Annotated in this window: 18 protein-coding genes; 15 read left to right on the top strand and 3 right to left on the bottom strand. The window is 60.6% G+C overall.

What is annotated here, in order from left to right:
• Positions 1-4: 4 nt before the first annotated feature.
• The 14 genes from AC1RVY_RS12580 (at position 5) to AC1RVY_RS12515 (ending at position 16,209) form a co-directional block, all read left to right on the top strand.
• Entirely contained in the window at positions 5-1,042 is a 1,038-nt protein-coding gene (locus tag AC1RVY_RS12580) for a branched-chain amino acid ABC transporter permease (protein ID WP_492806749.1), read from the top strand.
• A 43-nt stretch (positions 1,043-1,085) separates the two neighbouring features.
• Positions 1,086-2,276 (top strand): ABC transporter substrate-binding protein, encoded by a 1,191-nt coding sequence (locus AC1RVY_RS12575; RefSeq protein WP_492806748.1) that lies wholly within the window; start codon positions 1,086-1,088, stop codon positions 2,274-2,276.
• A 178-nt stretch (positions 2,277-2,454) separates the two neighbouring features.
• Positions 2,455-3,273, top strand: a complete 819-nt coding sequence (locus AC1RVY_RS12570) for an ABC transporter ATP-binding protein (RefSeq protein WP_492806747.1) — start codon at positions 2,455-2,457, stop codon at positions 3,271-3,273.
• Entirely contained in the window at positions 3,270-5,069 is a 1,800-nt protein-coding gene (locus tag AC1RVY_RS12565) for an AMP-dependent synthetase/ligase (protein WP_492806746.1), read from the top strand. The genes AC1RVY_RS12570 and AC1RVY_RS12565 overlap by 4 nt, the downstream gene beginning before the upstream one ends.
• A gap of 125 nt (positions 5,070-5,194) precedes the next feature.
• Positions 5,195-6,004: an enoyl-CoA hydratase/isomerase family protein gene (locus AC1RVY_RS12560; protein WP_492806745.1), complete on the top strand. Its 810-nt coding sequence runs from the start codon at positions 5,195-5,197 to the stop codon at positions 6,002-6,004.
• Positions 6,005-6,053: 49 nt separating this feature from the next.
• Complete coding sequence (locus AC1RVY_RS12555; RefSeq protein WP_492806744.1) at positions 6,054-7,238, top strand: acetyl-CoA C-acyltransferase family protein; 1,185 nt, start codon at positions 6,054-6,056, stop codon at positions 7,236-7,238.
• 275 nt (positions 7,239-7,513) lie between these two features.
• Positions 7,514-9,373 (top strand): hypothetical protein, encoded by a 1,860-nt coding sequence (locus AC1RVY_RS12550; RefSeq protein WP_218339302.1) that lies wholly within the window; start codon positions 7,514-7,516, stop codon positions 9,371-9,373.
• Positions 9,374-9,679: 306 nt separating this feature from the next.
• Positions 9,680-10,708 (top strand): glycosyltransferase, encoded by a 1,029-nt coding sequence (locus AC1RVY_RS12545; protein WP_218339303.1) that lies wholly within the window; start codon positions 9,680-9,682, stop codon positions 10,706-10,708.
• Positions 10,708-11,850: an FAD-dependent oxidoreductase gene (locus tag AC1RVY_RS12540; protein WP_218339304.1), complete on the top strand. Its 1,143-nt coding sequence runs from the start codon at positions 10,708-10,710 to the stop codon at positions 11,848-11,850. The genes AC1RVY_RS12545 and AC1RVY_RS12540 overlap by 1 nt, the downstream gene beginning before the upstream one ends.
• Positions 11,847-12,641, top strand: a complete 795-nt coding sequence (locus tag AC1RVY_RS12535) for an NAD-dependent epimerase/dehydratase family protein (protein WP_218339305.1) — start codon at positions 11,847-11,849, stop codon at positions 12,639-12,641. The genes AC1RVY_RS12540 and AC1RVY_RS12535 overlap by 4 nt, the downstream gene beginning before the upstream one ends.
• Positions 12,638-13,468 carry a sugar phosphate isomerase/epimerase family protein gene (locus AC1RVY_RS12530; protein ID WP_492806743.1) on the top strand — a complete coding sequence of 277 codons (831 nt, stop codon included), beginning with the start codon at positions 12,638-12,640 and terminating at the stop codon, positions 13,466-13,468. The genes AC1RVY_RS12535 and AC1RVY_RS12530 overlap by 4 nt, the downstream gene beginning before the upstream one ends.
• Positions 13,468-13,824 (top strand): DMT family transporter, encoded by a 357-nt coding sequence (locus AC1RVY_RS12525; RefSeq protein WP_218339307.1) that lies wholly within the window; start codon positions 13,468-13,470, stop codon positions 13,822-13,824. The genes AC1RVY_RS12530 and AC1RVY_RS12525 overlap by 1 nt, the downstream gene beginning before the upstream one ends.
• Positions 13,825-13,829: 5 nt before the next feature.
• Entirely contained in the window at positions 13,830-14,642 is an 813-nt protein-coding gene (locus tag AC1RVY_RS12520) for a glycosyltransferase family 2 protein (RefSeq protein ID WP_492806742.1), read from the top strand.
• 16 nt (positions 14,643-14,658) lie between these two features.
• Positions 14,659-16,209 (top strand): hypothetical protein, encoded by a 1,551-nt coding sequence (locus tag AC1RVY_RS12515; protein ID WP_492806741.1) that lies wholly within the window; start codon positions 14,659-14,661, stop codon positions 16,207-16,209.
• 104 nt (positions 16,210-16,313) lie between these two features.
• Here AC1RVY_RS12515 and AC1RVY_RS12510 read toward each other — a convergent pair whose 3' ends face one another.
• Together AC1RVY_RS12510 and AC1RVY_RS12505 are read right to left on the bottom strand one after the other, a co-directional pair.
• A complete protein-coding gene (locus tag AC1RVY_RS12510) occupies positions 16,314-17,348 on the bottom strand; it encodes an acyltransferase family protein (protein WP_492806740.1) in 1,035 nt (344 codons plus the stop codon).
• 134 nt (positions 17,349-17,482) lie between these two features.
• Positions 17,483-18,484, bottom strand: a complete 1,002-nt coding sequence (locus AC1RVY_RS12505) for a recombination-associated protein RdgC (protein WP_492806739.1) — start codon at positions 18,482-18,484, stop codon at positions 17,483-17,485.
• 324 nt (positions 18,485-18,808) lie between these two features.
• Here AC1RVY_RS12505 and AC1RVY_RS12500 point away from each other — a divergent pair, with 324 nt between their 5' ends.
• Positions 18,809-19,357 carry a Spy/CpxP family protein refolding chaperone gene (locus tag AC1RVY_RS12500; RefSeq protein ID WP_492806738.1) on the top strand — a complete coding sequence of 183 codons (549 nt, stop codon included), beginning with the start codon at positions 18,809-18,811 and terminating at the stop codon, positions 19,355-19,357.
• 1,049 nt (positions 19,358-20,406) lie between these two features.
• On the opposite strand, the gene AC1RVY_RS12495 is transcribed toward AC1RVY_RS12500, so the two are convergent.
• Complete coding sequence (locus tag AC1RVY_RS12495) at positions 20,407-25,281, bottom strand: EAL domain-containing protein (protein ID WP_492806737.1); 4,875 nt, start codon at positions 25,279-25,281, stop codon at positions 20,407-20,409.
• Positions 25,282-25,433: the final 152 nt, after the last annotated feature.

Here is a 25,433-nt window from a genome sequence, read left to right as displayed (position 1 = left end):
CGCCATGCGCATCGGAACCCTCAAGGAAAGCTACATCGCCGACGCGGCGCTGTTCGACTCGCGCACGCAGAAGGTGTGGCTCGCCGTGGTCGCCGCACTGCTGCTGCTCTTCCCCTTCATGGCCAGCGACTACTGGCTGTACCTGGCCTGCCTGGTCAGCATCAACGTGGCCAGCGCCACGGGGCTGAACATCCTCACCGGCTACACCGGACTGGTGAGCCTGGGGCAGGCCGCCTTCATGGGCCTGGGGGCCTACACCGTGGCCGTGCTGGAGACGCGCGCGGGCACGCCCTTCGTGCTCAACCTGCTGGCCGGCGGGTGCGTGGCCATGCTGGGCGGCATCGTCGTGGGCATCCCCTCGCTGCGTGTCAAGGGCCTGTACCTGGCCATCGCCACCATCGCGGCGTCGTTCATCGCGCACTTCATCTTCGCCAACTGGAAGTTCACGGGCGGCACCGGCGGCCTGAGCGTGCCGCCGGCCAAGCTGTTCGGCCTGCCGCTCGATACCTCGTTCCGCCTGTACTGGGTGATCGTGCCAGTCACCGTGCTCATGCTGCTGGGCGCGGCCAACCTGTTTCGCACGCGCGTGGGCCGCGCCTTCATCGCCATCCGCGACCGCGACATCTCGGCCGAGGTGCTGGGCATACCGCTGCTGCGCTACAAGCTGCTGTCGTTCGGGCTGTCCTCGTTCTACGCGGGCGTGGCAGGCGGCCTGTGGGCCTACTTCTTTCGCGTGGTCACACCCGAGAGCTTTCCGCTGCTCATGTCCATCTTCTTCCTGGCGGCCATCATCGTCGGCGGCATGGGCTCCATCCTGGGCGGCATCCTGGGCGCGGTGTTCATGACCATGGTGCCCGAGCTGCTCAAGCTGGTGGTCGCCCTGCTGCCCGGCGGCAACGAGCTCACGGTGTTCCTCTCGCCCGTACGCACCGTGATCTTTGGCCTGCTGATCATCGGATTTCTGGTGTTCGAGCCACAGGGGCTCGCAGAAGTGTGGCGGCGCATTCGCCGCTTTTTCCATCTGTGGCCGTTCCGCAATTGAGAGAGCCGCCACAGCCCATAAAACCATGAAGGAGACAAGCACCATGCCCACCACCACCAACGCATCCCCCATGTCACAGCGCCGCCGCACCCTGCTGCTCGCTGCGGGCGCCACGCTGGCCGCACCGCTCACCGCCACCGCGCAGGCCAGCGGGGAAGACATCGTGATCGGCGGATCCATCCCGCTCACCGGAGTGTTCGCCTTCGCCGGCGTGGGCATCAACGCCGGCATCGGCGACTACGTGAAGATGGTCAACGACGCGGGTGGCATCAAGGGCCGCAAGCTCAAGTACGTGCCCGAGGACACGGGCTACAAGGTCGACGTCTCGGTCGCCGCCTACAAGAAGATCACCAGCCAGAACAAGGTGAACCTCTACTACGGCGACTCCACGGGCTTCGCCAAGACCATCAACCCCGAGCTCGACCGCGCGGGCACCACGCTGATGGCCGGTGCCTCGTTCGCCAGCGAACTCAACGATCCGAAGAAGTACCCGAACCAGTTCCTCGTGGGCCCGGACTACACCGAGATGTTCGGCATCCTGCTCAAGCACATCGCCAAGGAAAAGCCCGGTGCCAAGGTGGCCTTCGTGTACTCGGACTCCGAATTCGGCCGCGACCCGATCGACAAGAGCGAGGCCAGCGCCAAGGCGCTCGGCCTGTCGGTGCCCGTCAAGATCATGACGCCCGCGGGCAGCGTGGACGTCTCGGGCGAGGTCATCAAGCTGCGCCGCGCAGCGCCCGACTACACCATCTTCCACGGCTACATCCTCGCGCCCATCCCCGAGTTCATCACCCAGGGCAAGCAGCAAGGCATGACCAGCAAGTGGATGGGCACCTTCTGGACCATGGACAGCTCCACCGTGATGAAGATGGGCGAGGCCGCCGACGGCTTCATGGGTGTGATGCCCTACCGCTACTACTACGACACCGAGAAGGCGCCCATGCTGGAGAAGATCCGCGCGCTGCGCCCCGAGTACCAGAGCACGGCCTACATCCAGGGCTTTCTCGCCGCCATGCTGTTCACCGAATCGGCCAAGCGCTGCCTGGACGCGGGCAAGCCCCTCGACGGCAAGAACCTCAAGGCCGCGCTCAATTCCATCAAGGACTTCGACACTGGTGGCCTGATCGGCGTGCCGATCACCATCAGCGGCAACTCCATCCCCGTGGGGCGCGTGTACCGCGCGGACATGAAGGCACAGAAGATGGTCGCGGCCTCCGACTGGATCAAGCTCTGATGCGGTACATCCCCCTGAGCGGCTGCGCCGCTTCCCCCTTCTCTCGCACCGCTGCGCGTTGCGGGAAGGGGGACGGCACCCTCGCTGCGGGGCGGCCCTTGCTCGGTGCCCCGCGCGCAGGTCATGCGATCGCCCACACCGCCGGCCAAACACGTGCAACGACGTTTTGGCAATGCCCATGACAGACACCGGTCCAACCAACGTCCTCGAAGTCAACAACATCGAGGTCATCTACAACAAGGTCGTGCAGGCCCTGCGCGGCCTGTCGCTGGCCGTGCCGCGCGGCCAGATCGTGGCATTGCTGGGCAGCAACGGCGCGGGCAAGTCCACCACGCTCAAGGCCATCTCGGGCCTGCTCGCGCTCGAAGACGGCACGGTGGAGTCGGGCAGCATCCGCTTCAACGGCCAGCCCACCGCGGGCCTGGCACCGCAGCAGCTGGTGCGCAGCGGCCTCTCGCACGTGATGGAGGGGCGCCGCGTGTTCGAGGACCTCACGGTCGAAGAGAACCTGGTGGCCGCGACCTATGCGCTCACGGGCCGCGCCGATGCGAAGCCCGACTTCGACAGCGTCTACAGCTACTTCCCGCGCCTGCACGAGCGCCGCAAGGGCCTGGCCGGGTATCTCTCGGGCGGCGAGCAGCAGATGCTGGCCATCGGCCGCGCCCTCATCGCCCAGCCCCAGCTGATCCTGCTCGACGAGCCCTCGCTGGGCCTGTCGCCCAAGCTGGTGGAAGACATCTTCACCATCATCGCGCGCATCAACGCCGAGCGCGGCACCTCCATGCTGCTGGTGGAGCAGAACGCCACCGTGGCGCTCGCGGTCGCCCACCAGGGCTACATCATGGAGAACGGCAAGATCGTGATCGACGGCACGGCCGAGCGCCTGGCCAACGACCCCGATGTGCGCGAGTTCTACCTGGGCATGGGTGGCGGTGGCGAAGCAAAAAGCTTCAAGGACATCAAGCACTACAAGCGCCGCAAGAGATGGCTTTCATGACCCTTCCCGACCTCACCCTGCCCCAGATGCTGCGCGAACGCGCACGCACCGAGCCAGCGCGCGTGGCCATGCGGCAAAAGGACTTCGGCATCTGGAAGCCCTTCACCTGGGCCCGCTACCACGAGCGCGCCTGCCACTTCGGCCTGGGCCTGCGCGCGCTCGGCCTGCCGGCCGGCGGCCATGTGGGCGTGATCTCCGAGAACCGCACGGAATGGGTGCTCGCGCAGATGGGCGCGGGCCTGGTCGGTGCGGTCACGGTGGGCGTCTACCCCACCAGCCCCAGCAACGAGGTGGCCTACGTGGTCGGCCATGCCGACATCGAGGTCATGGTCTGCGAAGACCAGGAGCAGACCGACAAGCTGCTCGCCGCCCTGCCCGAGCTGCCGCGCCTGAAAAAGATCATCGTCATGGAGACCAAGGGCCTGCGCAGCTTCGCACCCGAGGTGCGCGCGCTCATCGCCACCTTCGCCGAGGTGGAGGCGCAGGGCGCCGCAGCGGGATCGCAAGCGCTGGTGGACGATGCGCTCGCGCGCCAGACGCTCGACGACGTGGGCCTCATGATCTACACCTCGGGCTCCACCGGCAAGCCCAAGGGCGCGATGATCAGCTACCGCAACATCCGCGGCGTGGTGCCCGGCATCGTCGACCGGCTGCAGCTCGACGCGGCCACCACGCACCTGTCCTACCTGCCGCTGTGCCACGTGGCCGAGCAGATGCTCACCAGCTTCGTTCCGGTGTACATCGGCTCGCAGGTGAACTTCGGTGAATCCATCCGCACCGTGCAGGAAGACCTGCGCGAGGTGGCGCCCACCATGTTCCTGGGCGTGCCGCGCATCTGGGAGAAGATGCACGCCGCCATCCACATCAAGCTGCAAGAGACCGGGGGCCTGCGCCGCCGGCTGTTCCACCGTGCGGTCGCCGCCTGCCAGCCGCTGGCCGAGAAGCCGCGCAGCGCCTGGAGCCTGGGCGAGCGCCTGGCCTTCGCCGCCAGCTACTGGCTGGTGTTCCGCGCGCTGCAGAACTTCGTCGGCCTGCGCCAGGCGCGCGTGGCCCTCACCGGGGCCGCGCCCATACCGCCCGACGTGGTGCGCTTCTTTCGCGTGCTCGGCCTGCCGCTGGTGGAGGTCTACGGCCTGACCGAATCCACCGGCATGGTCACGGGCCACCGGCTGGACAACGTGGTGGTCGGCACCGTGGGCGTGCCCATCCTGGGCGTGGAGCACCGCATGGCCGACAACGGCGAGCTGCAGCTGCGCGGCGACATGGTGTTCGCGGGCTACTACAAGAACCCCGAGGCCACGGCCGCGAGCATCATCGATGGCTGGCTGCACACCGGCGACGTGGTGCGCGAGGAGCAGGGCCAGATCAAGATCGTGGACCGGCTCAAGGACATCATGATCACCGCCGGCGGCAAGAACCTCACGCCCTCGGAGATCGAGAACACCATGAAGGGCAGCCCCTTCATCAAGGAATGCATCATCGTCGCCGAGGGCCGCAAGTTCGTGGGTGCGCTGGTGATGATCGACTACGAGACCGTGGGCAAGTGGGCCGAGGCCCGGCGCCTGGCGTTCACGCATTTCCGCTCGCTGGTGGAAATGCCCGAGGTGCGCGAGCTCATCGACGCCGAGATCCGCCGGGGCAACGAGCGCCTGGCCCAGGTCTCGCAGATCCGCCAGTTCCACCTGCTCACCAAGGAACTGGACCACGACGACGGCGAGGTCACCGCCACCATGAAGGTGCGCCGCTCGAGCATCTACAAGACCTACGCTGCCGAGATCGAGGCGCTGTACCGGTAGAGAGAAGAAAAAAGGCAGGTCGCGCAGGGCCGTTGTGGGTTTCGTTTGCCATCCTGCTCTCAGCAATGCTATCAATATAGAAGCGTCTTGCGCTTATTCAGCAAGCGCTGGAAGGTATTTTGACCATGAAATCGTCTACCACCGTGCAAGCACCGCCCGCACAACCCCCCCTGCTGCTCGAACGGGACGGCCCCATCGCCACCCTGCGCTTCAACCGCCCCGAGGCACTCAACGCCATCGATGTGCCCATGGCGCAGGCCTTTCTCGCCAGCGTGCAAGCCATTGCCGCCGACCCCACGGTGCGCGCCGTGGTGCTGCGCGGCAACGGCAAGGGCTTCATGGCCGGGGGTGATCTGGCCACGCTGCGGGCCACGCCCGTGCAGGGCGCCATCGACATCCTCACGCCGCTGAACCAGGCCCTGCCGCTGCTGGCGCAGATGAACGCCCCCGTCATCGCCCAGGTGCACGGCGTGGCCGCAGGCGCGGGCCTGAGCCTGCTGCTGATGGCCGACTATGTGCTCGTGGCAGAGGGCACGCGCTTCAACCTGGCCTACATCAACCTGGGCACCAGCTGCGACGTGGGTGCCTCCTGGGCGCTGCCGCGCCTGGTGGGCATGCGCCAGGCGCTGGAGATCGCGCTGCTGGGCGAGGCCTTCACCGCCGAGGATGCGCTGCGCCTCGGCCTGGTCAACCGCGTGGTGCCGGCTGCAGAGCTCGACGCCGCCACCACCGCCATCGCCGAGCGCCTGGCCGCAGGCCCCACCCTGGCCTACGGCGCCATGAAGCGCCTGATGCGCGAGTCGATGGACCGTACCCTGCCCGAGCAACTGGCCGCCGAGGCGCGGGCCTTCGTGCACTGCGCGGGCACGCAGGACTTCCAGGCCGGGGTGGACGCCTTCCACGCGCGCCAGGCACCGCAGTTCACGGGCCGCTGACCTTCCTTTTTCCATCCCGCCTTCCACCTCCCCTTCGCCGAAACTTCCCATGAGCCTTCAAGACGTCTACGTCCTCTCCACCGCCCGCACCGCCATCGGCACCTTTGGCGGCAGCCTCAAGGACGTGCCCAACACCGATCTCGCCACCACTGCCGTGAGGGCCGCCATCGCGCGCAGTGGCCTGCCCGCCGATGCCATCGGCCATGTGGTGATGGGCAACGTGATCCCCACCGACACCAAGGACGCCTACCTGGCCCGCGTGGCCGCCATCGACGCCGGCTGCCCCATCGAGACGCCGGCCTTCAACGTCAACCGCCTGTGCGGCTCGGGGCTGCAGGCCATCATCTCGGCGGCCCAGGCCATCGGTTACGGGGATTGCGACATCGCCATCGGCGGCGGCAGCGAATCCATGAGCCGCGGCCCCTACTTCGACACCGCCGCGCGCTACGGCGCGCGCATGGGCGACGCCAAGAGCATCGACTACATGCTCGGCATCCTGCACGACCCGTGGCAGAAGATGCACATGGGCATCACCGCCGAGAACGTGGCCGAGCGCTACCGCATCGGCCGCGAGATGCAGGACCAACTCGCCGTGCAGAGCCAGCAGCGCGCGGCGCATGCCATCGCGGCGGGCTACTTCCGCGAGCAGATCGTGCCGGTGGAGATCGCCACGCGCAAGGGCACGGTGGTCTTCGACACCGACGAGCATGTGCGCGCCAACACCACGCTGGAGGTGCTGGCCGGCATGAAGCCCGCGTTCAGGAAGGACGGTTTGGTCACCGCCGGCAATGCCTCGGGCATCAACGACGGCGCCGCCGCCGTGGTGCTGGCCTCGGGCGCACGCGTGTCGGCCCTGGGCCTCACACCCCTGGCCCGCCTGGTGGGCTACGCCCATGCGGGCGTGGAGCCGGCCTACATGGGCATCGGCCCCGTGCCGGCTACGCGCAAGGTCCTGCAGCGCACCGGCCTCACCGTGCAGGACATGGACGTGATCGAGGCCAACGAGGCCTTCGCCGCCCAGGCCTGTGCGGTGATCCAGGAGCTGGGCCTGGACCCGTCCAAGGTCAATCCCAACGGCTCGGGCATTTCGCTGGGCCACCCGGTGGGCGCCACGGGCGCCATCATCACCACCAAGGCCATCGCCGAGCTGCACCGCACCGGCGGACGCTATGCGCTGGTGACCATGTGCATCGGCGGCGGCCAGGGCATCGCGGCGGTGTTCGAGCGGGTGTGAGGGCGGCGCCGTCCCCGCGCTGCCGCCATTCAGGAGTTTTGCCTCCAGCGCTTTCCCATCCAACATCGATTGCTACCAAATAAATAGCAACTGAGTCCCGTGGATCCTGTGAATACGCTTCGCCCTTGCGTGGCGCGGCGCCTGGGCAAGGAGCGAGCCCGGCGCAGTCCCGGGGGCCACTTCGGCTTCCGAGGCCTGTGCCGATCGCGTCAGTATGATCGCGCTGGACAGCGCTCTCCAGCCGGAGCGCCCCGCGTTACTCTCCAGCGATCCCCATGAAAAAACTCTTTCGCATTGCGGCACTGCTTTTCTCCCTGATTCCTTTTGCCAGCAGCGCCGTCGCGGCCCGCCCGGTGTCCAGCATCATCGTGATGCCTTGGGACCTCAGCCAGAACAAGAATCTTCCCGGCGAACTCAAGTCCAAGGGATTCAGCCACGCCACGGTGTACCTGAACTGGTCCGACATCGAGCGCAGCAAAGGCCTGTACGAGTTCAGCCACTACCATGGCCACATGGATGCCCTTGTCAACGGCGGGCTGTCGCTCCTGCTGGTCATCGACATGGGGGGACGGCCCTACAAGGACGAGAGCGGCAAGCTGGTGCCCAACATGTCCACGGTCCCGCAGTGGATCACTGCCGCACATCCCGATGCCGTCATGCGGAATTTCTCGGGCGACCCGAGCTGGCAACCGGATTTCACGGACGACAGGATCAGAAAGCCCGCGCACGCTTTCATCGCGCAAACGGTCGATCATTTTTCCAGGCGCTACCCCGCAAAGGTGCTCGGCTATGCCCTCGGCCTCCAGGAGGAACACGAAATAAAGTATGGGCAGATGGGCTACCAGTGGCGGGACTACAAGGAGTCCACACAGAATGACTTCGCCAGGAAGCACAACAACGCTCGTCAGCCTGTCATCAACTACAACAACAACATTGCCGCAGGGGTGCCCAAAGCGGAACCTCTTTTGCATGCCCACAAGGAGTTTCGGGAAAACCGGCTCCAGGAAGCCACCTGCGCATACACCAAGGTGATCCGGGACAAGGGGGCGCAGGCGATCGGATATTTCGCCGAGACATTCACGTCGCATGACGCCATCTATGCCACCGGCATCGTTGAAAAACTGGCTGGGTGCATCGACATAGCCGTCATCGATTTCAACTTCTACGATGGCTACAGCCTGGTGCCGGATGCAGACGTCCTGCCCACGCTTGCCAACTACATGGGCTCGCTGGGCTACAGGAAAATCATGGTGGGTGCCTACGGTGAGCGATGGGAGGCCGAAAAAAGATCGCGGGAACTGATGCCTGTCATCCAACGCTCCGTCACCCAATCGCTGACGCAGGCCAATGTGATGGGCTACGAGATCGGAGGGTTCGCGCACCAGGCAGGCGGCGGCTCCCTCTCCGCCCTTGACATGGACAAGCTCAATGCCCCATCTGGCCACATAGCGGCAACCAGCACGGCCCCCCGGATCAAGATTGGCATCCTGGGCTCCACGACCAACTTTCACGTCTGGCACGGGGAAAGAAGCGCAGGCAGAAACACCCACCGTGATGCGCTGTTCGCGTCCTACAAGATCCTGAGCAGCGAGCCCGGGATGGATGTGCATGTCATCGGCGAAAAGAACCTTCTGCAGGACGATCCCCTCATCCAGCGCCTGGATGCCATCCTCGTCCCGCACCAGGCTGCCCTGCCACAGAGCATCAAATCCAAGCTGACCACCTACTGGAAAAACGGCGGGTCGCTCATCCAGGACATGCGCCTGGGTGAATTCGACGAAAACGGCAAGCCCACCTTTGACTGGATGCATGAGGTGTTTGGGATTGCCGATATAGAGTGGAAGAAAAACGGGGGCATTTTTTTGATTGATGGGGCCATCTACCGCCTCAAGCCCTCGCGCCGTCTCTATGCGAGCTATGCCGCCATTACCCCCAAGAATGGCTTCAAGGTACTGGCTACAGAGCTGCTGCGAAATGACAAGGGCATCATGGTCCGCGGTGAACGCACCCTGGCGTTCGGCTTTCTTCCCCAGCTTGTCGAAGACCACACTCGCGATGCGTGGAGAAAGTTGTTCGTGAAAGAGATCATGAACACACTGCCGTCTCGCAAGACTGCAGCCGCCGAACGGCAATGAGCGGGACGGGGGAAGATCCTTGTCTTCCAAAAGCACAGAGGGCGCGTTTACTAAGAGTAGGCCGGATGGCTTGCCGCGCAGGCAGCTGAACAGCCCGAGGTCCCTCCATCGATCAGTCTGTGCCGCGCATCTGCATGCGCCATGTAAAAGGTTTCAGGCACAGGGTTCGAATCAAGGTCAGTTCGCCCCCATGGGTATTCTCATGGGTTGAGATCAACTTATTCAGACATCTTTTCTGGCAGTGGTATCTGGTGAGCACATCCACACAGGCTCGATACACATGCACTGAAAAGTATGAAATATTCAATGAATCATTTTCCAATTTTCCTTTCAGTTGTGTACGTAGTACGAAACCACGAACAGCATCTTGAAGGAATTTTGCTGTCCACAACAGCACAATTGTCATCCCTCGTCAGCGACTACGAAATCATAGTCATTGACAAAGCATCTGATGACCAGAGCCTTGTGGTACTCAAAAAATTAACAAGCCAGTCCGGTCTCCCTAATCTACAGGTTTATGCACTCATCAAGGAGGTTGACAACGATACGGCTGCCTGGGTCGGCTTGGAAAATGCCCTTGGAGATTTCATCGCTATTATTGACCCCTTGAAGGATGATATTTCCTTTCTTCCAGAAATGCTGGACAAGGCCGTAAATGGCGCTGATGTAGTTTTTGCCAGCAACGCAAAAAAGGCGAAGCAGGGGATTTTATATGAACTAGCTTATGCGGCCTTCAATAGATTTTACAAGATTTTCAATGGAATTCACCTAGAAAAAGAAGCTCCCCAATATCGCCTGCTGAGCAGACGTGTGGTGAATTTCATTCACCAGCACCCACAACCGGCCATCACCTACCGACATTTGCCTGCCACGGGCGGATTTACTCGCGCAAATATGGAATACAGCAGCGAGCCACACACCCCGCAAGTAAAGAGAGTAGGTGAAAGCATTAATCGGGGAATCAGGCTGCTCGTTTCCACAACGCGCGCGCCCATGCGGCTTGTTACTTTCCTCTCGCTATTTGGTGCCATCGCGAATCTGATCTATTCGATATATGTCGTCGCGATCGGCATCTTCAAAACCAATGTTGCACCCGGCTGGGTGAGCCTTTCCTTACAACAATCGGGAATGTTTTTCCTTATTTCACTGGTATTGTTGGTCCTGGGGGAGTACATATTGCACATGGCAAGCCTTTCCAATGAAGGTCCGCTCTACCATGTAGGACAGGAATTCACCAGCGCTCACATGACACGCCGCGAAAAACTAAACATCGAGGAAGCCGCTTCCCCGCAAGCCCCATCCCCTCGCACAACTGAAAAACAACTGGTGCGGTGATGGATTTCACCCAGAATTGCGATGCTGCGATCATCGGAGGCGGTTTCTACGGCTCGGCGATAGCCATCTACCTGGCCCGTCAGCGGGGCTTCAAGCGAATTGTCCTGATTGAAAAGGAGACTGAACTCCTGACACGTGCGTCCTATCACAACCAGGCACGGGTTCACAATGGTTATCACTATCCACGAAGTTTTACGACCGCCTTCCGTAGCCGGGTTAATTTTCCACGTTTCGTGCAAGATTGGCCTCAGGCCATCACGCGGGATTTCACGAAGTTATACGCCATAGCTCGCAGTAATTCCAAAGTCAATTCAAAACAATTTGAACGCTTCTGCCAGGAGATTGGCGCGACCACAACCCGTGTGGACGGGCCGCTGAGACATCTTTTCAATCCCAAACTTATCGAGGATGTTTTCCTGGTCGAGGAATATGCTTTCGATGCCATGCAGTTGGCTCGGTGGGCTCAACGCGAGCTGAGCGAATGTGGCGTCCACGTGCTCCTGGAAACAAGTGCCACTCTCGTAAACAGATCAACCACCGGTGGGATGAAAATATCTCTGGAGAGCACTCATGAGAAAAAACAGACCATCTACAGCAAGTATCTTTTCAATTGCACTTACAGCGGCCTCAATCAACTGAAAGGTGATTACCCCGGCAGCCACACCAAACTGAAGCATGAAATAACTGAACTGGCGCTCATAGAAATGCCTTCAGAAATTAAAAAAATAGGGATTACCGTCATGGATGGCCCCTTCTTTTCGGTGATGCCTTTTCCATCGCAAGGATTGCACACCCTCTCGCATGTTCGATACACGCCGCATTTCAGCTGGGAAGACAAGCAGGATTCAGATCCCTATCAACAGCTTGCCAACTATGATGGTGCTACGCGATTCGACCGCATGATCCGAGACGTAGCCAGGTATATTCCGATAGTCCAGAAATCCAAGCACGTTAGATCATTCTTCGAAGTTAAAACCGTACTAAAGAAGAATGAAAATGATGACGGCAGGCCCATTCTCTTTGAAAAATACGCCGAATTGCCGGGATGTTATTCCATACTAGGCGGAAAAATAGACAATATCTATGACGCACTGGAAAAACTAGACTCTGAAAATCTCTCGATACCCCAAGGCATTTCATGAAAACAGCACTGATTGGCTTCTCTGGATTTGTGGGCAGCACATTGCTCAAGCAATTTTCATTTGATGAGCTCTATAGATCAAAAAATATTCAGGATATTCCAGGAAAAAGATTCGACGTGGTCGTTTGTTCCGCGGCTCCTGCACAAAAATGGATAGCCAATCGCGAGCCTGAAGCCGACAAGAAAATAGTAGATGCCCTCATCCATCATCTCAATGCAATTGAGTGCGGGAAGTTTATTTTGATCAGCACCGTGGATGTTTTCAAAAAACCTGTGGAGGTGACCGAAGAGACCACGGTCGATGAAGAAGGTTTACATGCCTACGGATTGCATAGGCGTTATCTCGAGAAATTCGTCCAGTCCCGGTTTCCCGAGCATCTCATAGTTAGACTACCGGGATTGGTAGGCCCTGGACTGCGAAAGAACATCGTTTACGATTTTCACAACAGTAACAACCTCAAATCCATTGATAGCCGGAATATTTTTCAGTTTTATCCGATGGTCAACCTATGGAGCGACATAGAAATCGCCCTGGCGGCTGAATTGAAATTGGTTCATCTCACGGCAGAACCGGTACGTGTTGAAGAGGTGGCACGCCAAGGCTTCGGCATGCCCTTCCAGAATCATTTGGAGGGCATTCCCGTTAAATATGACATGAGGACTTGCCACGCGTCCCTTTTCGGAAGCCATGGTAGCTATCAATACAGCTGCCGCGAGACCCTTCAGGCGATTCGCTCCTACGCACAATCCGAGCCTTCTTCATCGATCTCCAATCCACGCGTGGCTTCATGAGAATATCTTTTTCCAATATTGCGTGGGACACCGCCGAAGACGAAGCGGTGGCCCAGGTCCTCCATGAGCAAGGCGTGGATGCCATCGACATAGCTCCAGCGAAATATTTTCCCCACAATGACACAGTGACTGACAAGGAGATCGCCACCGTCAGGGATTGGTGGGGTGCGCGCGGCATCACCATCGTAGGGATGCAGGCGCTCATGTTTGGCACTACGGGGCTGAACATGTTTGGCGCCGATGAGTCCCGGAGCGCGATGCTCAGCCACCTCGCTTCCATATGCAGGATAGGAAGCTGCTTGGGTGCCACCAAACTGGTCTTCGGCTCTCCCCGGAACAGAGACCGATCAGGATTGGAAGTCAATGAAGCAACAGATCGTGCCGTTTCCTTCTTCCGCACATTGGGAGATATTGCGCAGACCCATGGCGTTGAAATTTGTCTCGAACCGAACCCTCCATCCTATGGGGCCAACTTCATGATAGACAGCACTGAAACAGCGCACGTCGTCAATATTGTTTCGCATCCTGCCATCCGCATGCAGCTGGATACCGGGGCTATGTTCATCAACGGCGAATGCGCTCCCGAGGTGATCGCGCAAAACGCCCATTTGATTGGCCACATTCACGCAAGCGAACCACAATTGTCACCCTTGGGCGACCAGGGAACAGATCATCGTGGCATCAGGGAAGCGCTGATGAACTACTTGCCCAAACACATCCTGACGATAGAAATGCTTGCGACCAGCAATGAGCCGCATCTAGCGGCTATCCAGCGTGCATTGGCCTTTGCAAAAAGCACTTACCAAGTTCAACAAGGCTCTATTTGATGAAATGGGTCATTCTTTTGATGGGTATTGCGGCCAATGCCTCAGCGAGCGTATTGATTAAACTTGCAATGCTGCCTCCCCGAAAATTCCCTTCGCTTTCCGACCCGATGGCAGCATTTACCAACTGGCCATTCTGGCTTGGTCTTGGTCTATACGGTGGAGCATTTCTACTATATGCCGCGGCGCTTGCAAGATTTCCTCTGAATGTTGCCCATCCCATATTAACCAGCGGGGCCGTCGCCACCGTGGCAGTGCTCTCAGCCATAGTTTTCAAGGAACCTTTTCATTGGATGACCGTGGCGGGAATATTTTTGGTGATTGCTGGCGTATTCCTTATCTCCTCACGCATTACATGACAACCATGCCAACCATGTCCGACATTGCTCCTGAAGCAAGAGCCTCTTGGCAAATTCCCGACTTTGATGCGCCTCTCTGGTTGGGTCGTGAGCACCCTTGGTGCGTTGTGGTTCCCGTCATCAATGAAGGGGAACGCATTCAGAAGCTGTTGCAGCGCATGCAGGCGTGCGGCATTTCGAAGCTGGCTGACATCATCATCGTGGATGGTGGAAGCAGCGACGGATCCACCAATCCCGCCACCTTGAAGAACCTTGATGTCAGTGGTTTGCTTGTCAAGAAAGGGCCTGGAAAGCTCAGTGCGCAACTACGCTGTGCCTATGCCTTTGCCCTCGACCACGGATATCAGGGAATCGTCACCATCGACGGCAATGACAAAGATGATCCAGAGGCCATTCCGCGCTTCATCCAAGCCCTTCAAAAGGGAGTCGATTTTGTCCAGGCTTCCCGTTTCATTTCAGGCGGAATCGCGGAAAACACGCCGGCGTCTCGATATTTTGCCATTCGATTTATCCATGCCCCTGTTTTAAGCATTGCTTCTGGCTTTCACTGGACAGATACAACCCAGGGCTTCCGGGCCTACAGCAGACAAATGCTCCTGGACAGAAAAATATCTCCCTTCAGAGAAATTTTTTCTGCTTACGAGCTTTTGGCCTATCTCTCGTACAAAGCGCCAAAAGAAGGCTACAAGTGCTTGGAAATTCCCACAACAAGAAGATACCCTGCAGGTGAAGTGCCCACGAAAATAAGCAGCTTCAGAGGAAATATCTCGGTACTTTCAACACTTTTTCGCGCCTGCCTGGGAAAGTATGACGCATAAGGCGCATTGAGCATAGATGAAAAAATTAGTTTATTCCGAGTCCGGAAATAATGGATTTAACTATATTCTCGGCTTCTTGTTCCTGCTGTGCACGATACTAGGGACAAGGTATCAGTATTTTCTTCTCAGGCAGAAGGAATGGGGAGATGAATCAGAAACCATTGTAACAGCCAAGATGATGGCAGCCGGAAAATATCTGTATTCAGAGATATTTAACCATCATGGCCCCCTTACATTTCTATCCGGCGTGGCCATGGAATCCATGGGGGATTTTGGAGTGCGCGGCCATCGGGTTCCCATCGCCCTTTTACAACTCATCAGTCTCTGCGCAATATACTATTCACCCATATTAAAAAATAATACGACACGCATATTTTCCGTTATTTATGCGTTTTCATTCATAATTTTTCTCATGCCCCTATTCCTGGGGCACATGTATACGTATCAAGCAATTGTCGGACCGCTCATTCTAATAATACTGTTCTTATACACATTTCCTTCAATCATTGATCGGAATCTGTTGACCACGAACAGGGTCTTCGTCGGGTCTTTGCTTCTTTCTTGCCTTCCGTTCCTGGCTGTTACCTACATCCCCATTGCCGCCATCCTATTTTTTGCTTCTCTGGCAAGGCCATTCATCAAAGCATCAACAGTCGGACTATTAATAGGCATCGCACTAAATTTGCTTTTTCTTGCTGTCTACGGTTCGGCGAAGGGGTATATAGCATTTCATTTTTATTTAAATTCAGAAGTACTTCCGATTTATATAGGAACCCCTTCACTTCTATCGATTATTCAGTCTGCGTGGGACAATCTGGCGAAGAACCCCCTCACCATCCTAAGCCTGGTTATTGCTTCGGTGGGAATTTTCAGTCTCGCCGCGTACGAGAAGAAAATACCATGGCGATCAGGGCTTCTGGCAGCGGGTATAGGCAGCCTGCTCATCAGGGGCGTTGATTTTCATGGGCTCGCTTACTACTACGTATTCGTGGCCCTTTCAATCCTGCCAATTCTAGGAAAAATTCAGGGATACGCACTCCTCCTGAAATACGCAACTCTTGCCATATCCCTATTCTTCATAACCAAATCGTCGTTGCTTCTTCCGGGAGTCCGGCAAGAACTCAATGAAAATAAAATACCAACTGAAACCGAATTCTCCCGGCTCGTCAAGAAATATACTAACAAAGACGAAAAAATAATTGTCTATTCGTTTCAGAACTTTCAATACTTAGCCTCTGAAAGGCTTCCCGCCTCAGGACATTTTTTCTACCTCCCTTGGCAGGAAAAATACAATGAAGATCCGATACTAGGAATCAAAATCGATGCTTGTCAAGAGATATCAGATTACCGACCTAAAGTCATGTTGATCGATCAGTGGACAGTATGGGGTCTGTATCCATGGAGCAGCTATGCGGGCTGCATTCAGAATCTCATGGACAACTTATATAACAAAGTCCCCGGTCGCCCCTATTACATCAGAAAGGATATTTCAGCAGAAGAAATACCTTCTGTATGGAATAGCCGAAGTGATCCTCTGGATGGGCGACCTGACTCCAGGGCGCGTTGATATTGCAGTCGGAGTCGTGGTGCATGGTTCCCGGCTTGGCGCTGCCCGGCTCCACAAACGCCCAACAAAGCCCCCCTTCTACCCGCGAACGCCCTTGAAGTGACTCAACGGCCAGTTTCCGGCGATAGCGCTCTTGGCAATCTTTCTTTCTTCCTCTTCGCCATGTTCATGAATGGCTGTTCAATCAGTTTGTAGCTGATATAAGAAATGATCACCGTGGCCAAGAATGCCAAGAACGTCCGATGATATTTGTTCTGAACAACATACGATGACAGAACCAGTATCGGATAATGAATAAGATAAAATGAATAGGATATATCCGACAGGATTTTTACTGGCTTAGAATTTTCATATTCAATGTCCTTCAAAATCAAAAAGAGCGCGGAGATACCCAGACCCGTGATGAAAATAGGTGTTGAGAATACCGGCTCCCACGATTTATAAAGAACTATGGTGGATATAAAAATAGCTGCCAATGCTGCTTTGTCATACTTTGGTTGCTTGACTGCAATCCATGCACCAAAGAGGAAAAATGGCATTTGTGCTATTGCATTGTTGTGCACGAAGAAATATATATATATCCCCTCCAGACTTTTCACCAGTGGATGCCAGTTTGCGCCACCATATACCCAGAAACAGGCAATCAACACAAACACCGCAGTGATTTTCGACGGGCTTTTGAAAAACCTTGTCGCGATGAAAAATGCAACTACATACCACACCATCTCGATGGTCAGTGTCCAGCTGACGCTCAAGGCATTGTATTTTAAATAAGCTGCCGGGAAAAAATGCTGCAGGAAAAGCAGATGGATCAAGAGACTTTTGAAATCAATTGCATCAATTTGGAATTGCTTAAAAACCAAGGAGAATACAAAAAACCAAAACAGATAGGCAGGATATATTCTAAGCACCCGGTGCTTTATATAGTCGACAGCGGAATATCGTAGCGCACTCTGGATGATCAGGTATCCACTGATCACAAAAAAAATCTGCACCCCAATCCATCCCCCCACTATCCCAAAGTAGGGAATGGTAAGAATATTCAAGGAATGGAGGTGATTCATGAATACCAGAATCACCGCAGCTGCTCTTAAAGTCTCTACAGAATGATTTTTCGAGGTTTGGATGTTGTTATTCATTTATTATTTTATATCGATAAAATTGAATATTAACTCCAGAATGGTAGGAGCCTCTTGCCTGCCATTCAGCACTTGGTGCAATCCGGCCAGCATGGACTCCCCCGGCCGTGGGCGCCTGCAGCCTGCCCCAGCCATCAAAACGGTGCAGAGTCGGGATCCGTGTCCACTGGCACCTGCGCAGGCCCTGTCACAACTGCACCGGTGCGGGCGGCGGGCGAGGGCGTTGCCACGTTAGCTGCCGCCACCCCACTCTCCGCCTCGCCCCCCAGCGCCTCGATCAGGTCCGGAATCAGCTTGACCAGCTCGCCCGTGGCGATCGCCACGTCGGTGTCAAAGCCACCGTCATCGGCCTTGGTGCCTTCGAACACCGTGTCCAGGAACGAGACCTTCTTGATCTGCAGCCCCTCGGTGAGCATGAAGCTCACGCGGTCGTCCCAGGTGAGTGCGAGCTTGGTGGGCAGCTTGCCGGCGTCGATGTGGGCCTGCACCTCTTCGATGTCCAGCGGGTGGCGGGCATAGCGCACCACGGCCTTTTCCTCGGTGGCGCTCTTGAGCTCGCATTCGCGGTCCACGGTGAAGCCCACGGGCGGCTCTTGTTCCTTGAGCCAGTGGGACATGGCCGCTTGCGGGCTGGTCTGGGTGTTGATGAGCGACACCGACAGGCCGGGCAGCGATTCGACCAGCAGCGTGACGACTTCGTCCGCACGGCCCTGGCTGGAGGTGTCCAGCACCAGCAGGCGCGATGCCGTATCGATCCACACCCACATGGAACCCTGCTTGGTGAACGCCATGGGCAGCAGGTCCAGCTTGGCCTCGTCCTTGAGTTCCTTGCTTTCCTTCTTGCCAGGCTTGCGGCCGGTTTCCTGCTCGATGCGTTCTGCCTTTTCCTTCACGCGGCGTGCCAGCACGCTGCCGGGCAGCACCTTGGACTCGACCATGAAGCGCAGGATCCATTGGCCCCCGACCGACTCGGCCAGCGGGCCGTGCTGTTCGCCACGCGGCGGCACCCAGCCCAGGGACTTTTCCTGCGTGGCGCCGCATTCGATGAAGGGCGCCTTGGCCAGGGCCTCTTCCACTTGTGTCAATTCGACCTGCCATTGCGGCGCAATGCGGTACACGATCATGTTCTTGAACACGGAAAACCTTTTCTTTTCTGGGACGGAATGCGCCATTGTCGGTGGTTCTGCGGGAGAGTTTTCCTGCCGTCCATCCCTGGCGGTCCGCGCACCCGCGAGCGGATGAACAGGCACGATCACAGCCGGCAGACGCCGTGGAACGGGGCCTTGCCGTGCCACTGGCGCCGTCCCCCTTCACGAGACATGCGCGGGGTGTTTCTTTTGGAAACTTTACACAGCCTCACCCAACCGGTATGGCGGCGATACATGCGGGGCGGACACTGGCCCTCAATCGCCGGAACGGTCGTCCTGGCGAGTTCCCAACCCTGTGAAAGGACTCACACCATGGTTTTCAGATTCCAACACCGCCTGGCCGCCACCGCTGTTCTCGCTGCACTGGCCCTGCCGGTCCTGGCCCAGCAACCTCCAGCCGCCCCGCCTGCAGCGGGTGCCACCGCAACCACCGAAGGCCGCCACAAGGCAGGGGGTGACCGCCACGAGCACCATGCGCGCCACCAGGCCCACATGGCCAAGCGCATGGCCACCCTGAAGGACCAGCTCAAGCTGAGCGCCGCCCAGGAACCCGCCTGGACGGCCTTCAGCACCGCGATGCAGCCCGGGGAACGCACCGCCCGCCTGGACCGCAAGGACATGGACAAGCTCACCACGCCCGAACGCATCGACCGCATGCGGGCCCTGCGCGCCCAGCACGCCGCCGAGGCCGACCGCCGGGGCGAGGCCACCAAGACCTTCTACGCCGCCCTGACGCCAGACCAGCAGAAGACCTTCGATGCGCAGGCGCACCGCGGCCACCAGCGCATGCGCGACCACCACCACGGCGGCGGCATGCGCGGCGGCGAGGGCCATCCATCTCCCGCCGCACCGGCGAAGTAACGCCCTATCCAACCCCCGCCGCCCCCCGCACGCCCTGCGGGGCGGCGGCCTGGGGACGGGTCTCCGGCGTGCAGCCGGCGCTGCCTTTTACTTTTTCTTCCCGTGCTCCCCAAGCCCGGGGTCCTGACTGGACCCCGGGCTTTGTGCTTTGCGGCCACGCAGGCGGTCGCCTTGGACGGCGTTTGTGGATAACCCTGGGGGCAGTTGTGGCACAACTTGCTGGTTATCCACAGAAGAAGGCGCTGCGCCGAAGTTGTTGTCTGTGAGCCCCGGACTTTGCGCCGCCCGCCGCACAGAGTTTGCGGCCACGCAACCCCGCGCCAGCATTGGAAAAAAACCCCTTGTCCACAAAAAATGAGGTGCTCTACTACTACTGCTATTTATATATAGAACCATAAAAGAATAACCAGAACCTCTTTTTCGTGCCCCCCAACGTCCGTGGGGCCGAGCCCCCGGCACCGCTCCACACGGCGGCTCGCGATGAAGCGGCCGGCGCCGAAGAGGCCAATGCGGAGCGGACAGGGCTCCGCGCCAGCCCGCAGGTTCCTTACCGCCACCGCCTGACGGGCCTTCACATTTCCCATTTGCTATCAATAGAGTAGCTGTTGGCGCTTCCTCCATCAGCGCTTCGTGCCATTTCAATGCCAAACCTCTCTGTGGGAATGTCCAGTGCGTAAAACTGGGGATAGTTTTGGCACAACCGCCTGGTTATCCACAGAAAAAGGCCTTGGCCGTGTTTTGTCCCCTTTCGTGCGACAGCGGAAAGAGGGATCGGTGCACAGGGTTGGGCGGCGTGCAAGTGCGCGCCACGGCGAGGGAAAAGGCGGTTGTCCACATCCTGGGCCGCCTTCTACTACTACGACTATGTATTTATAGAAAACATAAGAAGAAGACAGGGGAGAACTTCCCGCGCCGGGCACGCGGTGCCGCGGCAACACCTTGTGGGGCCTTGCGGACGGACCGGTGCACGCAAAGGAGGGCGAAGGCACGGGCGCGGCGATCCGCCGCGGGTGGGGACTGAACCCCGAAGACGGGCCGGCGGAAGCTCGCTACGCGGCGCAGGACCGCAGGAAGGCCCCCAGAACGTCCGCGGAGAGGGGTCGGCTAAAGAGGTAGCCCTGGTAGTGCTGGCAGCCCGCGCGGGCCAGCAGCTCGCGTTGCTCGGGGGTTTCCACCCCTTCGGCGATGACTTCCAGGCCCAGGCTGCGCGACAGGCCGATGATGGTGTCCACGATGGCCGCGTCGTTGGGGTCGGTCAGCAGGTCGCGCACAAAGCTCTGGTCGATCTTGAGCTGGTCCAGCGGCATGCGCTTCAGGTAGCTCAGGCTGGAATAGCCGGTGCCGAAGTCGTCCAGCGAGAAGCCCACGCCATAGGAGCGCAGCGCGGCCATCGTGGCGATGGTGGTTTCCATGTCTTCCACCAGCAGGCTTTCGGTCAGCTCCAGCTTGAGCAGATGCGCCGGCGCGCCGGTGATGGCCAGCACGCGGGCCACGTCGTCCACGAAGCTGGCGTGGCGGAACTGGCGCGAGCTCACGTTCACCGCCATGGTCAGGTGGGCCAGGGCCGGGTCGTCCTGCCAGCTGGCCAGCAGCTTGCAGGCCGTGTGCAGCACCCAGCGGCCCAGGGGCAGGATGAGGCCCGTCTCCTCGGCCAGCGGGATGAACTGCGCGGGCGGCACCATGCCGCGCTGCGGGTGGGCCCAGCGCACGAGCGCCTCCACCCCCACGCAGCGGCCAGACAGGTGCATCTGCGGCTGGAAGTGCAGCAGGAATTCCTCCTGCGCGAGTGCGGCGCGCAGGTCGGTCTCCAGCCCGGCGCGGGCGGTCACCACGGCCTGCATGTCAGGGTCGAAGAAGCGCAGCGTGTTGCGCCCCGCCGTCTTGGCCTGGTACATGGCCAGGTCCGCCTGCTTGAGCAGCTCGCCCACGCTGGTCTGCTCGCCCGTGAACGGCGCGATGCCGATGCTGGGCGTGCTGCGGTACTGGTACCCTGCCAGCGCGTAGGGCACGGCCAGCATGGTGAGGATCTTCTCGCCCACGCTGCGCGCGTGCAGGGCCAGTTCGTGTGGCCTGGGGCTGAGCTCCTCGAGCATCACCACGAACTCGTCGCCGCCCAGCCGGGCCACCGTGTCCACGCTGCGCACGCAGGTGTTCAGGCGCTGCGCCACCTGTTGCAGCAGCAGGTCGCCCTGGTCGTGGCCCAGGGTGTCGTTCAGGGTCTTGAAGTTGTCCAGGTCGATGAACAGCAGCGCCCCGCCCTGCAGGCGCCGGTGGGCGTTGGCCAGCGCATGGCCCATGCGGTCCATCAGCAGCATGCGGTTGGGCAGGCCGGTGAGCGCGTCGTAGAACGCCAGGCGCTGGATCTCGCGCTCGTTGGCCTTGCGCTGGCGGATGTCGGTGTTGATGGCCAGGATGGACTGCGGCTGGCCGTTGTCGCCGCGCACCAGGGTCCAGCGGCCCTCGACCTCGATGGTGCTGCCGTCGCGGTGGCGCTGCACGATCTCGCCCGTCCACTCGCCCTGCTCCAGCACCGTGCGCGTGGCGTGGCGGAAATGGGTGGGGTCGTCGTAGAGCAGCGTTTCGATGGACTGGCCCAGCGCCTGCAGCTGCGACCAGCCATACAGGCGCTCGGCGCTTTTGTTCCAGAAGATGATGCGGTGCTCCAGGTCGCGCACCAGGATCGCGTCCTGCGCCTTGTCCAGCAGCGAGGCCTGGTGGCGGATGCGGGCATCCGCCAGCTGCCGGTCGATCTCGGACGAGGCGCGCGCGGCAAAGATCTGCAGCGTGGAGGTGATGAAGTCCGTCTCGGCGATGGGCTGGCGGAACAGCACGAACACGATGCCCACCACCTCGCCATCGGCATTGCACAGCTGCTGGCCCGCATAGCCCTGCGCGCCCACATGGCGCAGCATGGGCGCCTCGGGGTGCAGCTGCTGCACCTTCTCGGTCACCACATACGCGCGCTGCGACAGCAGCATGAGGCTGGGCGTGCCTTCCAGGGTGTATTCGTCGTTGGGCAGCATCTGGCCATCGAGCACCGCCGCGAGCGTGACCACCCGCGGGGCCTGCCCCTCCACCGGTGGCAGCAGCCGCACCACGCAGCCGCCCTGGGCCCCCAGCGCATCGGCCATGTTGCGCACCAGCTGCACGAAAAACTCCGTGCCCGTGCTCGCCGACACGGCGGCCGCCACCTTGAGCACCGAGGCCTGCAGCCGCTGCTGCGCCTTCTGCGCGCGCAGGCTGGTGATGCCAAAGGCCAGGTCGTTGGAGAGCTCCTGCAGCAGGGCCGCCTCTTCGGGGCTGATCTGCAGGATGTCCGGCGCATACAGGTACAGCAGGCCGAAGGTGCGGTCGCGGTCGCGCAGCGGCAGGCAGATCACGCCGTGAAAGCCGTTGTCCAGCATGCGCTCGGTCCAGTCGGCAAAATCGCCCTCGGCGCGGATGTCCTGCACGATCACCGGCTTGCCCGAGCGCACGGCCATGCCCGCGGGACCCCGGCCGTAGCGGTCGTCGGCCGACCAGGACAGGTGCAGGTTCTCCAGGTAGTTCTGGTTGTGGCCCGCGTGGGCCACGGGCTGGATGGACTTGCGTTCGTCGTCCAGCGCGAAGCCCACCCATCCCATGCGGTAGCCGCCGATGTCCACGGCGATGTGGCAGATCGCCTGCAGCAGCGCGGTCTCGGACGTGGCGCGCACGAGGGTTTCGTTGCAGGCGCTCAAGAGGCGCTGCGCGCGGCCCATGCGGGCCAGCTCGCGTTCGGTGCGCAGGCGCTCGGTCACGTCGGTGGCCAGCACCTGGCGCGCGGGGCGGCCGTTGAAGCTGATGCTGCCCGCCGTGATTTCCACGTCCATGAACGTGCCGTCCTTCTTGACGTGGCGGCTGATGACCGGCTTGTTGCGCTGGTCCATCGCAATCGCGTTGATGGTGGCCCGGATGCTGGCGCGGCGCTCCGCCGGCCACAGGTCCGTCATGTCCATCCCCAGCAGCTCGGCTTCGGCATAGCCGTAGTGCGTCTCCATCGACTGGTTCACGGCCTGCAGGCGCAGCGTTTCCCTGTCGTACACCCACATCGGATGGGGGTGCTCGTCGAACAGCATGCGGTACTGCTGCTCCGATGCCCGCAGCTGCCCCGCCACATGCCGCAGCTGCACCATCGCGCCCAGGGATTCGGTGAGGATCTCCAGGTGCGCGACGTCGCGCCGCGAAAATGCGTGGGCCTTGTCCGAAACGACCTTGAGCGAGCCCACCACGCCCTCGGCGGTGCGCAGCGGCACCGCCATCACGGAGCGCACGCCGTGCCGGTGGGGCAGCGAAACCATGTCCCAGCCCTCGGCCTCGGTGTCATTGCACACCACGGTGCGCCCTTCGCGCAGGGCGGGCCACAGCAGGCTCTGGTCGGCCGCCAGCATGTGGCCCACGGGCCGCACGTGGTCGCCCGCCGATGCCTGCGCCACCAGCTGGCGGCCCTGCAGCAGCTCCACCAGCGCCCCGCGCGCCAGCGTCTGGCGCAGCACGGTGTCGGCCACGAGCTGGAGCACCTCGGGCAGGGGCATGTCCAGCGACGAGATGCGCTGCTGCACCTGCAGCAGCTCCGCATGGTTCTGCGCATCGCGCTGGGCATCGAGTTCGGTCAGCTTCTGCGCGCTGATGTCGGTCATGCCGCCCACCATGCGCACGGCCTTGCCTTCGGCGTCGCGGATCAGGAAGCCCCGGTCCAGCACCCAGGCATAGCTGCCGTCCTGGCGCCGGAAGCGGTATTCGGCGGACCAGTGGTTGTCCGTGCCGCCAATGGCCGCGTGGAGGCCCCGGAGAATTTCCTCGCTGTCTTCGGGATGCAGCCGCAGCGTCCACGAGGTGCTGTCGGGCGGCAGCTGGTCGAGCGGCACGCCGAACAGGTTCTGCATGCCTTCGTTCCACCACATGAGGTCGGTGTCCAGGTTCCAGTCCCAGACGGCATCGGCCGTGGCGCGCGAGACGAGGTGAAAGCGCTCCTCGCTTTCACGGCGCGCCTCCTGGGCCAGGTGCTGGGCCGTGATGTCCTGGAAGGCCCCTTGGATGCGGACGATGCGTCCCCCGGCATCGCGCGCCGCCTGCCCGGCGGTGCGCACCCAGAAGCGCCTGCCGCCCGGCATGTCCACCTCGGCTTCCACGTCAAAGGGCGTGCCGTGGTGCCGGCAGTCATCGAACGCCTTTTGCATCTGCGGCCGGTAGGGCGGCGTGTACAGCTGCAGGACCTGCGCCAGCTCGCCCACGCGGTGGTGGAGCCCATAGGCGGCCGCGATCTCCTGCGACCACACGAGCTGCATCCCGGGCAGTTCTACCGTCCAGCCGCCTACGCGGGCGATCCGCCCCGCCACGCGCTGTGCCTCGCCCTGCGCGACCATCTCGGCATGCATCTGGTCGCGCTCCCGCACGAGCTGGGCCAGCAGCTTTTTCTGGCGGCGCAGCTCCAGCTGCACCATGGCTTGGCCCGCGAGGATCGTGAGGCCCTCGATCTGCCCTTCCTCCAGCGTGCGGGGCACGGTGTCCACCACCGCGAGGGTGCCCAGGGTGAACCCCTCGGGCGTCACCAGCGGCACGCAGGCGTAGAAGCGGACATGGGGTTCGCCCAGCACCAGGGGATTGCTGGCGAACACGGGGTGGAGCGTGACGTCGGGCACCACCACCGGTTCGCGGCCGCCGTCCAGTGCCTGGGCACAGAACGCGATGGCGCGCTCGGTCTGCTGGAAGGGAATGCCGACCGCCGCCTTGAACCACTGGCGCTCGCTGTCGAGAAAATTGACCACGGCGATGGGGCAGCCGCACACCCGTGCGGCCAGCGTGGCCAGCTGGTCGAAGCCTTCTTCCGCGGGGGTGTCGAGGATCGCGTAGGACTGCAGTGCCGTGAGCCGCGCTGCCTCTTCGGGTGCGTGGGCTGGCGGCATGGTCAGGCCGCTGTGGCGTTGGCTGTGCCCGCTGGCGCGCACCCCAGTTCCAGCGCCCGGGGGGCCTGGAGCTTGTTGCGCAAGAACTGGAACAGCGTCGTCGTCAAAGGGGTCGGGCGGCAAGAAAAGAACCGGACGGGGTGCGGGCAGAA

The sequence above is a fragment of the Acidovorax sp. GW821-FHT11A03 genome (assembly GCF_058809075.1).
Note: the sequence above shows the minus strand (reverse complement) of the source record. Positions and strands in the feature narration are given on the sequence as shown.